This window comes from Streptomyces pseudovenezuelae, assembly GCF_001513955.1.
GTDB classification, from domain to species: Bacteria; Actinomycetota; Actinomycetes; order Streptomycetales; family Streptomycetaceae; genus Streptomyces; species Streptomyces pseudovenezuelae.
The window spans coordinates 1330657-1343015 of record NZ_KQ948144.1 but is presented as its reverse complement, the minus strand read 5'-3'; the positions used below and the strand labels follow the sequence as shown (position 1 = coordinate 1343015).

General features: G+C 72.1%; 10 protein-coding genes. 2 read left to right on the top strand and 8 right to left on the bottom strand.

Annotated features, from left to right (window positions below; translation table 11 throughout):
- From AQI94_RS42540 to AQI94_RS05875, 6 genes are all read right to left on the bottom strand, one after another.
- Positions 1-1183, bottom strand: a 1183-nt coding sequence (locus tag AQI94_RS42540; protein ID WP_225890154.1) for a lysine N(6)-hydroxylase/L-ornithine N(5)-oxygenase family protein, incomplete at its 3' end; no start/stop codon positions are given.
- Positions 1180-2574, bottom strand: a complete 1395-nt coding sequence (locus AQI94_RS05895; protein WP_031041957.1) for a pyridoxal phosphate-dependent decarboxylase family protein — start codon at positions 2572-2574, stop codon at positions 1180-1182. The genes AQI94_RS42540 and AQI94_RS05895, both read right to left, overlap by 4 nt.
- Positions 2575-2690: 116 nt before the next feature.
- Positions 2691-5177, bottom strand: coding sequence for an aminopeptidase N (gene pepN, locus AQI94_RS05890; protein WP_031041960.1), 2487 nt, complete (start codon positions 5175-5177; stop codon positions 2691-2693).
- A gap of 56 nt (positions 5178-5233) precedes the next feature.
- A complete protein-coding gene (locus AQI94_RS05885) occupies positions 5234-5785 on the bottom strand; it encodes a response regulator (RefSeq protein ID WP_031041963.1) in 552 nt (183 codons plus the stop codon).
- Between the two features lie 139 nt (positions 5786-5924).
- Entirely contained in the window at positions 5925-6275 is a 351-nt protein-coding gene (locus tag AQI94_RS05880; RefSeq protein ID WP_031041965.1) for a chorismate mutase, read from the bottom strand.
- Positions 6276-6873: 598 nt separating this feature from the next.
- The gene (locus AQI94_RS05875) at positions 6874-7746 is read right to left on the bottom strand and encodes a helix-turn-helix domain-containing protein (protein WP_062229609.1); all 873 of its coding nucleotides are present in this window, start codon (positions 7744-7746) and stop codon (positions 6874-6876) included.
- Positions 7747-7830: 84 nt separating this feature from the next.
- Here AQI94_RS05875 and AQI94_RS05870 point away from each other — a divergent pair, with 84 nt between their 5' ends.
- Both AQI94_RS05870 and AQI94_RS05865 read left to right on the top strand, forming a co-directional pair.
- Positions 7831-9600, top strand: coding sequence for a glycoside hydrolase family 35 protein (locus tag AQI94_RS05870; protein ID WP_031052743.1), 1770 nt, complete (start codon positions 7831-7833; stop codon positions 9598-9600).
- A gap of 53 nt (positions 9601-9653) precedes the next feature.
- Positions 9654-10550: a hypothetical protein gene (locus AQI94_RS05865; RefSeq protein WP_031052740.1), complete on the top strand. Its 897-nt coding sequence runs from the start codon at positions 9654-9656 to the stop codon at positions 10548-10550.
- Positions 10551-10661: 111 nt separating this feature from the next.
- On the opposite strand, the gene AQI94_RS05860 is transcribed toward AQI94_RS05865, so the two are convergent.
- Together AQI94_RS05860 and AQI94_RS05855 are read right to left on the bottom strand one after the other, a co-directional pair.
- On the bottom strand, positions 10662-11567 hold the full coding sequence (locus AQI94_RS05860; protein WP_062229608.1) for an SDR family oxidoreductase: 906 nt from the start codon (positions 11565-11567) through the stop codon (positions 10662-10664).
- 1 nt (position 11568) lies between these two features.
- Entirely contained in the window at positions 11569-12309 is a 741-nt protein-coding gene (locus AQI94_RS05855; RefSeq protein WP_031049410.1) for an SDR family oxidoreductase, read from the bottom strand.
- Positions 12310-12359: the final 50 nt, after the last annotated feature.

The following is a 12359-nucleotide window of genomic DNA, read 5'->3' as shown; positions in this document are numbered from 1 at the left end:
TGACGGAGGGGTCGAGGACGAGGCGGAAGTGTTCGTCGACGCGGGGGCGTTCGCGGCTGTCGCGGCGCATGTAGGGGTCGAGTCCGGCGAGGATGCGGTCGAGGGGGCGTTCGCGGTGGCCGGTGGCGAGGACTACGGCGTCGGTGGTGAGGCGGGAGCGGCTGCCCTGCTGGATGTGTTCGAGGTGGAGCTCGATCTTCGTGGTGGCGATTCTGCCGGCGGTGCGGACGCGGACGCCGGGGGTGAGGACGGTGTCGGGCCAGCCGCCGTGCAGGGTGCGGCGGTAGAGCTCGTCGTGGATGGCGGCGATGGTGTCGGTGTCGATGCCGCGGTGGAGCTGCCACTGGGTGGTGCCGAGGCGGTCGCGGACGCTTTCGGACAGGGCGTGGAAGTAGCGGGTGTAGTCGGGGGTGAAGTGTTCGAGGCCGAGCTTGGAGTACTCCATGGGTGCGAAGGCCTCGGTGCGGCCGAGCCAGTGGAGTTGTTCGCGGCCGGTGGGGCGGTGGCGCAGGAGGTCGAGGAAGATCTCGGCGCCGGACTGTCCTGAGCCGACGACGGTGACGTGGCCGGCGGCGAGGAGGCTCTCGCGGTGGGCGAGGTAGTCGGTGGCGTGGACGACGGGCACGCCGGGGGCCTCGACGAGGGGCTTCAACGGTTCCGGCACGTAGGGCTCGGTGCCGATGCCGAGGACGATGTTCCTGGTGTAGGTGCGGCCCAGTGCTTCGGCTTCGCCGTCGGTGTCGAGCTGGGTGAAGTCGACCTCGAAGACGTCGCGTTCGGGGTTGAAGCGGACGGCGTCGACCTGGTGGCTGAAGTGGAGTCCGGGGAGGTTCTCGGCGACCCAGCGGCAGTAGGCGTCGTATTCGGCGCGCTGGATGTGGAAGCGCTCGGCGAAGTAGAAGGGGAAGAGCCGCTCGCGGGTCTTGAGGTAGTTGAGGAAGGTCCACTGGCTGGCGGGGTCGGCGAGGGTCACCAGGTCGGCGAGGAAGGGGACTTGGACGGTGGCGCCGTCGATGAGGAGTCCGGTGTGCCAGCCGAACGCGGGGCGCTGTTCGTAGAAGACGGTGTCGAGGGCGGGGAGGGGCTGGGCGAGGGCGGCGAGGGAGAGGTTGAAGGGGCCGATGCCGATGCCGACGAGGTCGCGGGGTGCGTCGGGCTCGTGGTGTGGGGGGTGGGGGTTCATCGGGGGGTGGTTCCTTCCACGAGGTGCAGGAGTCCGGCGAGGTCGGCCGGCCGGGTGGTGGGGTTGAGGAGGGTGGCCTTGAGCCAGAGCCGGTGCGCCGCGCGGGCTCGGCCGAGGACGGCGCGGCCGTCTTGGAGAAGTTGTCGGCGTACGGCGGCGACGGCGTCGTCGGTGGCGCCCGCGGGGCGGAACAGGACCGTGCTGATGGTGGGGGGTGCGTGGAGTTCGAAGCCGGGGTGGTCGTGGACGAGATGCGCGAACTCCCGTGCTTGCTCGCAGACTTGGTCGACCAGGGCGCCGAGTCCTGTGCGTCCCAGGGTTTTCAGGGTGACGGCGATCTTGAGGATGTCGGGGCGGCGGGTGGTGCGCAGGGAGCGGCCGAGGAGGTCGGGGAGGCCGGCTTCGGTGTCGTCGTCGGCGTTGAGGTAGTCGGCGCGATGGGTCAGGGCGGCGAGGTCTTGGGCGTCTCGGACGGCGAGAAGGCCTGCGGCGACCGGCTGCCAGCCGAGTTTGTGGAGGTCGAGGGTGACGGTGTCGGCGGCGGTGAGTCCGTCGAGCTTTCCGCGGTGGCGGGTGCTGAAGAGGAGGCCTCCGCCGTAGGCCGCGTCGATGTGCAGCCGGGCGCCGTGCTGCGCGCACAGGGCGGCGATCTCGGGCAGGGGGTCGATGAGGCCGGCGTCGGTGGTGCCCGCGGTGGCTGCGATGAGCAGCGGTCCTGGTGGGAGTGTTTCGAGGGCTGCGGGGTCGAGGGTGCCGTGCGGAGTGGGGACGATCACCGGCTCGGGCAGGCCCAGGAGCCAGGCGGCCCTTGGGAGGGAGTGGTGGGCGTTCTCGCCGCGGACGAGGCGGACGCCGGGGCCCAGGGCTTCTCTGGCGAGGAGGAGGGCGAGTTGGTTGGATTCCGTGCCACCGGTCGTGAGCAAGGCGTCGGGTCGGTGGGGGCTGGTCGCGCAGTTCCCCGCGCCCCTGGGTGTCTCGGCGTAGACCTCGTCTGCCAGTGCACGTGTCACCAGTGCCTCGAGTTCCGAGGCTGCCGGGGCCTGGTCCCACGAGTCCATCGAGGGGTTCAGAACGCTCACAGCCAGGTCTGCCGCTGCCGCCACCGCCAGCGGGGGGCAGTGGAGGTGGGCTGCGCAGAAGGGGTCCGCCGGGTCCGCGGAGCCTTCCGCCAAGGCGCGCACCAGGCGCCGTAGGGCCTGCGGGTCGCCCTCGTGCGGGAGTACGTCCCCCACCGCGGCCCGCATCCGCTCGGCGACCTCGGGCGGGCCCCCGGCCGGCAGCGGGCCGTTCCTCAGACGTGCCCCCTCCCCCAGCGCGTCGAGAACCGTGTCGAGCAGCGGGCGCAGCTCATCGGGGCCTTCGGGGCCCGAAGCCAGGGGCGGCGTGTTCATCGTCGACCTCCGGGGGCGCTGGGGGCTTCCAGCCTGGACGCGGTTGCCTGGGCGCGCCCGGAGAGTTCAACGATCCTGACCCGAAAGGGGGTACTCCCGTACGGGGAAAATCCGCGCTACGGCTGCCTCACCCGCAACGCCCGTCCCAGGTCGTCGAGTTGGTCGACCAGTTTGCGGCGCAGGGCGGGGATGGGGTCGGCGTCGCGCAGGCAGGCCTGGCCGAGAGCCTGGTTGTCCTCGTCGATGGCGTGGTCGGGGAAGGCCCAGCGGCCGGCGGCGTCGGCGATCGCGGGGCCCCGGCGGGCTGCGAGGGCGACGGCGTCCTCGTAGTAGCGGGGCACGTACGGGCGGACGAGGTCGGTCTGTTCGGGTTGCCAGAAGCCCTGGGCGGTGGCGGTGAACAGGTAGTTGGAGAGGTCGTCGCGGGTGAACATCGCTTCCCAGGCCTGTGCCTTGGCCTCTTCGGTGGGCAGGGCGGCGCGGCAGCGGGCGGCGCCTTCCTGGCCGGTGGCGGAGGGGTCGCGGGCGAGTTCGGCGGCGATCGCGGTCTCGTCGGTGGCGCCGAGGACGGCGAGGCGGGCGAGGACGCGCCAGCGCAGTTCGGGGTCGAGTTCGGGGCCGCCGGGGACGGTGCCGTCGGCGAGCCAGGCGGCGATGGTGTCGGGGTGGGCGGCGACGTTGATGCAGTGGCGCACGGCGATGAGGCGCAGGCCGGGGTTGTCGCCGTCCTCGGTGCGGCGGATGAGGTCGCGGCACAGGGAGGAGAGGGTGGCGAGGGCGGCGGGGCGCTGTTCGGGGGTGACGTAGCGGTCGGCGACGTAGGTGGAGGCGAAGGCGAGGACGCCCTGGACGAGGGCGAGGTCGGTCTCGTGCGGGAGGTGGGTGCGGGCCGCGTCCAGGTAGGCGGTGGGCGGGAGTTCGCCGTCGCGGACCGCGTCCCTGAGGGCGTTCCAGACGACGGCGCGGGTCAGGGGCGAGGGCAGGCCGGACAGGCTCGCGGTGACGGCTTTGAAGGACTCGGGGTCGAAGCGGACCTTGGTGTAGGTGAGGTCGCCGTCGTTGAGCAGGAGGAGGGTGGGGCGCTTGCCGATGGGCTGCGGGGTGCTCTGCGGGACGTCGAGGTCGAGGCGGTCGCGCAGGGCCAGGTGGCGGCCCTCGTCGGAGACGTCCTGGTCGTAGAGGCCGACGGCGATGCGGTGCGGGCGGCTGCCCTTGTGCTCGACCTGGAGGGTGTACGTGCCTTCCTCGCCGCGGGTGACCACGGGCCGCAGGGTGTCGACGCCGGTGGTGCGCAGCCAGGCGTCGGCCCAGGCGTGGACGTCGCGTTCGGTGGCGGAGGCGAGCGAGTCGATGAAGTCGGCGAGGGTGGCGTTGGCGAACTTGTGGCGGGCGAAGTGGGTGTTGATGCCGGCGAGGAAGTCCTTCTCGCCGAGCCAGGTCACCAGCTGGCGCAGAGCGGAGGCGCCCTTGGCGTAGGAGATGCCGTCGAAGTTCAGCAGGGCCGATGCCGTGTCGTCGACGGCTTCGGGGGCGACGGGGTGAGTGGAGGGGCGCTGGTCGGCGTCGTAGCCCCAGCCCTTGCGCATGACACCGAAGTCGACCCAGGTGTCGGTGAAGCGGGTGGCTTCGGTGAGGGTCTGGTAGCCCATGTACTCGGCGAAGGACTCGTTCAGCCAGATGTCGTCCCACCAGCGCAGGGTGACGAGGTCGCCGAACCACATGTGGGCCATCTCGTGGGCGATGACCATGGCGCGGGTCTGGCGTTCGGTGTCGGTGACGGCGGAGCGGTAGACGAACTCGTCGCGGAAGGTGACGAGGCCGGGGTTCTCCATGGCGCCGGCGTTGAACTCGGGGACGAAGGCCTGGTCGTAGGAGTCGAAGGGGTAGGGCTCCTCGAACTTCTCGTGGTAGCGGTCGAAGCACTGCCTGGTGATCTCGAAGATCTCGTCGGCGTCCGGGTCCAGGTAGGGCGCGAGTGAGCGGCGGCAGTGGATGCCGAAGGGCAGGCCGCGGTGCTCGGTGTGCACCGAGTGCCAGGGGCCGGCGGCGACGGCGACGAGGTAGGTGGAGATCAGGGGGGTGGTGGCGGCCTGCCAGTGGCCGTCGCCGAGGTCGGTGGTGATGCCGTTGGCGAGGACGGTCCAGTCCTCGGGGGCCTTCACGGTCAGGTCGAAGGCGGCCTTGAGGTCGGGTTGGTCGAAGGCGGCGAAGACGCGCTGGACGTCGTCCATGAACAGCTGGGTGTAGACGTAGGTCTCGCCGTCGGTGGGGTCGGTGAAGCGGTGCATGCCCTCGCCGGTGCGGGAGTACCGCATGACGGCGTCGATGCGCAGTTCGTGCTCGCCGGCGGTCAGGCCAAGGAGGGGCAGCCGGTTGTCCTGGAGGGTCTCCGGGTCGAGGGGGTGGCCGTCGAGGGTGGCCTGACGCAGTTCGGCCGGCTTGAGCTCGACAAAGGTGTCCGCTGCGGCGCGCGCCGTGAACCGGACGACGGTCCGGGACTCGAAGGTCTCGTCACCGGTGGTGAGGTCGAGCGCGATGGCGTAGTGGTGAACGTCGAGGAGCTTGGCACGGGTCTGCGCTTCGTCGCGCGTCAGTACGGACATGCAGGACATGCTGCCTGATGGCACGGGCAACTCACAGAGGCGGATCGGTACACGCCTTATGTCCGGTCCTGTTCGAGCTCCCCGGTGTGCGCCCCTTCGCCGCGCTGCAGCGGAACCCGGGCGTCCGGGTGGGGCAGGGCGCGGCGGGCGGCGGGCTCGCCGTCCTCGCCGTGGCCCTTGACGAGGGCGCGTAACTCCCGCACCTCGTGTTCGAGGGCGAGGTGGCGGCGGTGGGTGTCGAAGAGGTAGCGGACCTTGGTGCGCAGGGCCCAGGGGTCGATGGGCTTCATCACCAGGTCGGCGACGCCGAGGCCGAAGGCGGCGGAGGTGAGTTCGTTGTCGGGGCCGAAGCCGGTGAGCAGGACGACGGGGATGTGCTGGGTCTGCTCCACGCGCCGCATGTAGCGGACCACGTCGAGGCCGCTGACGCCGGGCATCCGTACGTCGAGGAGCAGGAGGCCGACCTGGCCCCGGAGCACCTGCTTGAGGGCCTCGTCACCGCTGGTGGCGCGGCCCAGCCGGTAGCCCAGCGGGGCCAGGGCGCTCTCCAGGGCGTAGAGCGTGTCCTCGTGGTCGTCGACGATGAGGATCTTGGCATCCGAAGGCATGGCCCGACGTCCCTCCCCTCGCGGACAGTCAGCCTACTCCCGCGTGTTGACGCGGTGTGCTCGTGGACTGACAAGGAGTGCTCAGCGCAGCATGCCGTGTGCCGGCCGCCGTGTCACCTCCCCGGGGCGTCGGCCGAGGTCAATCGGCCAGCGGGGCCGAGCCGTTCACGGTGTCCTCGGCGATGCGCTCGTGGTGTCTGATCACCTCGGCGATGATGAAGTTCAGGAACTTCTCAGCGAAGGCCGGGTCGAGTTTGGCGTTCCCGGCGAGGGTGCGCAGCCGCTCGATCTGGCGGGCCTCGCGGGCCGGGTCGGCGGGCGGCAGCTGGTGGCGGGCCTTGAGGTGGCCGACCTGCTGGGTTGCCTTGAAGCGCTCGGCGAGCATGTGGACGACGGCCGCGTCGATGTTGTCGATGCTGTCGCGCAGCCGGGCGAGCTCTTCGCGGACGGCGGGGTCGACGTCACCGGATCCGGTGTTGCTGGTGGTCATGGGCAACAACCCTACGGGGACACGGCGACCGCCTCACCGGCGGATCATCCGAGCGGACGACCACCCGCGGGGTGCCGACGGAACGGGCGGGGTCGGATCGGGGGGCCAGGGGTGGGCTGCCGCCTGAGCGGCCGCATCTGGCGGACCAGAGCCCCGACTACCCACGGAACGGCCGGCGCCGGATCAGAGGGCCAGAGGTGGGCGGCCGCCTGAGCGACCACATCTGGCGGACCAGAGCCCCGACCGCCGACGGAACGGCCGGCGCCGGATCGGAGGGCCTGAGCCTCGACTGCCGACAGAACGACGGCATCGGGTGGCCCTGAGCGTGGGCTGCCGACGGAACGGCCCGGACCCGGAGGGCCTGAGCCTCGGCTGCCGAGGGAATGGCCCGGGCCCGGAGGGCCTGAGCCTCGACTGCCGAGGGAATGGCCCGGGCCCGGAGGGCCTGAGCCTCGACTGCCGAGGGAATGGCCCGGGCCCGGAGGGCCTGAGCCTCGACTGCCCGGCGGATCGACCGGACCGGGGGTGGGCTGCCTCCGGATCCTCGGCAGACCGGCCGGCCCCGGCCCCGTGCACCCACCTCCCCCACCCCCACCCCTCAAACCCTCGGCGGATCATCCGGATCAGGGACCCGGTTGCTCCAGCCGCCCGGTACTGTCCGGCTCTCCTGGGCGCGGAAGCGGATCGGGGCCATGCCGACGCGGCGGGTGAAGAGGCGGGAGAAGTAGGCGGGGTCGTCGTAGCCGACGCGGCGGGCGACGGCGGCGACGGGGAGTTCCGTGGCGGCGAGGAGTTCCTTGGCGCGGCCGAGGCGGATGCCGAGGAGGTAGTCCTTGGGGCTGCACCCGGCGCCGCGGCGGACGGCGGTGCGCAGCTCGGCGAGGGTCATGCCGTGCCGGGTGGCGTGGTCGGCGACGGACATCGGTTTGAAGGCGTCGCGGGCGAGGGCCTTGAGGACGGGGTCGCCGTCGGGGGCGAGGTCGGCGCGGGCGCGGCGCAGGGCGACCAGGAGTTCGTGGACGGCGGCGCCGGTCTCGACCTCCAGGAGCGGGTTGTCGCGGCGGGCGGCCCGCGCGATGCGGGCGATGACCGCGCGCGGGCCGGTCGCGTCGGACAGGGGCACGACGGGACGGTCGGGTTCGATGTAGCCGAGTTCGGTGTAGGTGGCGGTCGCGGGGCCGGTGAAGCCGACGAAGCCCTCGTCCCAGCCGGTCTCCGGGTCGGGTCCGTAGTGGTGGGGAATGCCGGGGGTGAGCCACAGCAGCGAGGGCGCGGTGACCGTCGTACGGCGGCCGTCGGGGGTCTCGTACCACCCGGTGCCGGTGCTGATGACGACGGCGACGTGGCTGTCGAGGGTGCGGGGGCCGACGGTGGGCAGCGCGCCGTACTGGAGTCCGACTCCCAGACAGACCACGCCCAGGCGGTGGTGGACGGGGCTGGGACTGAGGAATCGCATCCAGGTGTGGTACATCGCGCTCCTTGCCTGCGCTTCGGTCCAAGCAGCGCCGATCTTTGTCCATGGACCTGATCGCCGCCAGTGGCGAAGGTGGAGCCTATGAGCGAGTTCACGGTGGGTGAAACCGATTTCCTGCTGGACGGCCGGCCGGTGCGGCTGCTGTCCGGAGCGCTGCACTATTTCCGGGTGCACGAGGCCCAGTGGGGGCACCGGCTGGCGATGCTGCGGGCGATGGGCCTCAACTGCGTGGAGACGTACGTGCCGTGGAACCTGCACGAGCCGCACCGGGGTGACTTCCGGGACGTGGAGGCGCTGGGCCGGTTCCTGGACGCGGCCCGGGAGGCGGGGCTGTGGGCGATCGTCCGTCCCGGTCCCTACATCTGCGCGGAGTGGGAGAACGGCGGGCTGCCGCACTGGCTGCGGGGTCACGCGCGTACGAGCGACGAGCGGTACCTCACCGAGGTCGAGCGCTGGTTCGGGCGGCTGCTGCCGCAGGTCGTGGAGCGGCAGATCGACCGCGGCGGCCCGGTGATCATGGTGCAGGCGGAGAACGAGTACGGCAGCTACGGGTCGGACGCCCGGTATCTGCTGCGGCTGACCGAGGTGCTGCGCGCCGAGGGGGTCACGGTCCCGCTGTTCACCTCGGACGGTCCCGAGGACCACATGCTCACCGGCGGCTCGGTCCCGGGTGTCCTCGCCACGGTGAACTTCGGCTCCGACGCCCGCACGGCCTTCGAGGTGCTGCGCCGGTACCGGCCGGACGGCCCGCTGATGTGCATGGAGTTCTGGTGCGGCTGGTTCGAGCACTGGGGCGGTGAGCCCGTCGTACGGGACGCGGAGGACGCGGCAGCGGCGCTGCGGGAGATCCTGGAGTGCGGGGCCTCGGTGAACCTGTACATGGCGCACGGGGGCACGAACTTCGCGGGCTGGGCGGGCGCCAACCGGGGCGGGGGCGCGCTGCACGACGGTCCGCTGGAGCCGGACGTGACGTCGTACGACTACGACGCGCCGATCGACGAGTACGGCGGGCCGACGGAGAAGTTCTGGCGCTTCCGTGAGGTGCTGGCTGCGTACGGCCCGGTGGCGGACCTGCCGCCCGCGCCGGAGGTCGTGGATGCCGACGCTGACGTGGACCTGACCGCGTGGGCCCCGCTGTCCGCCGTACTGGAGGAGCATGGCGGACCGCCCCACGAGGGGCCCGTGCCGCCGACCTTCGAGGAGCTGGACGTCGACCGGGGGCTGGTGCGGTACGAGGTGACCGTGCCGGGGCCGCGGCAGCCGTACCCGCTGATCGCGCGAGGGCTGCGGGATCTCGCGGTGGTGTACGTGGACGGGGAGCGGGCCGGGGTGCTCACCGAGGACGACCCGCAGCTCAAGGAGCCGGTCGCGGGGTACGCGCGCGTGGAGCTGTGGGTGGAGTCGCTGGGGCGGGTCAACTACGGGCCCAGGAGCGGGGAGGCCAAGGGGATCACCGGGGGCCTGCTGCACGAGCGCCAGTTCCTGCACGGGGTGCGGGCGCGCGGGCTGCGGCTGGACGCGCTGGACTCGGTGACCGGGATCGGCTTCGGGGCGGTTCCGGGGGACGGCTCCCCGGGGCTGTACCGGGGTGAGGTGAGTGTGCGGGGCGCCGGGGACGCGGTCCTTGAGCTGCCGGGGTGGACCCGGGGGTTCGTGTGGGTGAACGGTTTCAGCCTCGGCCGGTACTGGTCCGCGGGCCCGCAGCGGTCGCTGTACGTGCCCGGGCCGGTGCTGCGGGAGGGCGGCAACGACGTGTGGGTGCTGGAGCTGGAGGAGGCACCGGCGCACGGGCCCGCGCTCCGGCTCCGTGCGCCGGATCCGGCCCACGGGAATCCGCACGGGACCTCGTAGACACGCGACCTCGTAGAGTGGAACCGGGTTCAGGGCGTCTTGGGGGTACGGGCGTGACGAACGACGGACCGGTCCAGCACGGCTACCCGCACCTGGAGACGGTGCGGGCCTCGATCAACGCGCTCTACAAGCGGCTCTCCTACGACACCGTGCACACGTTCGAGACGAGCGTGGCGCCGGTGGACGTGGCGTTCTGCGACACCGACGATCTGTATCTCGGAGCGCAGCGGGTGGCCCGCGAGCTGGTGCGGCACTACCGGCTGCCGGACGCCCGGTTCGTGGTCAGCTTCCGGGAGATGACCCATGCGGCGAACGTCGAACTCACCGCGGGCCCCGAGTACTTCGTCGAGCTCAACGACCGCTTCCGCACCCATCGGCGGGACATCGGCGCTGCGCTGGCCCATGAGGTCATGCACGTGTACCTGCACCGGCTGGACCTGTCCTTCCCGGGGGTGCGCGAGAACGAGATCCTCACGGACACGGCGACGACGTACCTGGGCGCGGGGTGGCTGCTGCTGGACGCCTACCGGGAGGACGCGGCGTCCTCGCAGAAGCTGGGATATCTCACGCCGGAGGAGTTCGGGTACGTGCTGGCGAAGCGGTCGCTGGTGTTCGGGGAGGACCCCTCGGTGTGGTTCACGAGTGCGCAGGCGTACACGGCGTACGTGAAGGGGATGGCGCGGGCCCGGCAGGACGAGCAGCAGCCGCCGCTCACCGCCGCGGGGTGGGCGGGCAGGCGCCGGTACGCCCACGACCGGCGGCACGCGGGGCCGGGGCCGGGGCCGGGGCCGCAGCCCGGGGTGCCCTATACGTTCACCCCCGACGGGGGCGGGCGGCTGCGGGTGTCCTTCCCCTGCCCCACGTGTCACCAGCGGATCCGGGTGCCTGTGCGCGGGCGGGTGCGGGCACGATGTGCTGTGTGCCGGACGGTTCTGGAGTGCGACACCTAGGGTCTGCGCCCGTCTGCGCGTGTCCTGTGGCTGGGCGTCCGGGGCTTTGCGCCCGTCTGCGCGTGTCCTGTGACTGGTCGCGCAGTTCCCCGCGCCCCTGGGCAGGTTCCGTCACGCGCCATACACCGGGGCCGGTGTCTCCGCCTCGCCCAGCAGCTTCCGTGCCGTCTCTCCTGCCTCGGCCGGCGTCCACCTCGCGCTTCGGTCGGCGGTAGGGCCCGGTCGCCAGCCCTCCATCACCGTGATCCGGCCGCCCTCGGCCTCGAAGACCCGGCCCGTCACCCCCGCGCTCGCCTCCGAGCCCAGCCACACGACCAGCGGGGACACGTTCTCCGGGGCCATCGCGTCGAAGCCGTCGGAGGGAGCGGCCATGGTGTCTGCGAAGGCGCGCTCGGTCATCCTCGTCCGTGCCGCGGGGGCGATCGCGTTGACCTGGACGCCGTAGCGGGCGAGTTCGGCCGCGGCGACCAGGGTGAGGCCGACGATGCCGGCTTTCGCCGCGCTGTAGTTGCCCTGTCCCACCGAGCCCAACAGGCCTGCTCCGCTGGAGGTGTTGACGATCCTGGCCTGCGGGGTGCGGCCCGCCTTCGTCTCCGTCCGCCAGTGCGCGGCCGCGTGTTGCAGGGGGAGGAAGTGCCCCTTCAGATGGACTCGCATGACCGCGTCCCAGTCGTCCTCCGCCAGGTTCACCAGCATCCGGTCGCGCAGGAATCCGGCGTTGTTGACGAGGGTGTCGAGGCGGCCGTAGGTCTCCAGGGCTGCCCGGACCAGGGAGGCGGCACCGTCGGAGGTCGCGATGTCACCGCCGTGGGCGAGCGCCTCACCGCCCGCCGCGCGGATCTCCTCGGCGACGAGGCGGGCGGGGCTGTCGGGGTCCGGTGTGCCGTCGAGGCCGACGCCGAGGTCGTTGACGACGACCCGGGCGCCCTCGGCGGCGAAGGCGAGCGCGTGGGCGCGGCCGAGACCGCGGCCCGCGCCGGTGACGACGACGACCCGGCCGTCGCAGATTCCGGTCATCTCACGTCTCCTTGTTGACGGATGCGGCGTCCAGGAACGCCGGCCGCTCCCCGCCGCCGTGCACCAGCAGCGAGGCCCCGCTGATGTACGCGGCGGCGTCCGAGGCGAGGAACACGGCTGCCGCGCCCACGTCGGAGGGCTCGGCCAGGCGGCCGAGCGGGACCGAGCGGGAGACCGCCGCGATGCCCTCCTCGTCGCCGTAGTGCAGATGAGACTGCTCGGTGCGGACCATGCCGACGACCAGGGTGTTCACGCGGACGTCCGGCGCCCACTCCACGGCCATCGAGCGGGCGAGGTTCTCCAGGCCCGCCTTGGCCGCCCCGTACGCGGCGGTGCCGGGCGAGGGGCGGCCGCCGCTGACACTGCCGATCATGACAATCGAGCCGCGGGTCCGTCTCAGGTGCTCGTGCGCGGCGAGGGAGACCGTGAGAGGGGCGAGGAGGTTCAACTCCAGGACGCGGAGGTGCCGTTCGGGTCCGGCGTCGGCGAGCAGCCGGTAGGGGGCGCCGCCCGCGTTGTTGACCAGGACGTCCAGGCGCGGCAGTGCGGCGAAGAAGTGCCGTACGGCGTCGGTGTCCCGGACGTCCAGGGGTGCGAACCGCGCCTTCGGCAGGGGGACTTCGGGTGGTCTGCGGGCGCAGACGACGACTTCCGCCCCCGCCTCGGCGAAGGACCGGGCGATCCCGGCGCCGACTCCGCGCGTCCCGCCGGTGACGACCACGACCCTCCCGCTCAGCTCCATTCACCGCTACCCTTCACCTAACAAACGTTTGGTGGAAAGGTAGCTGATGC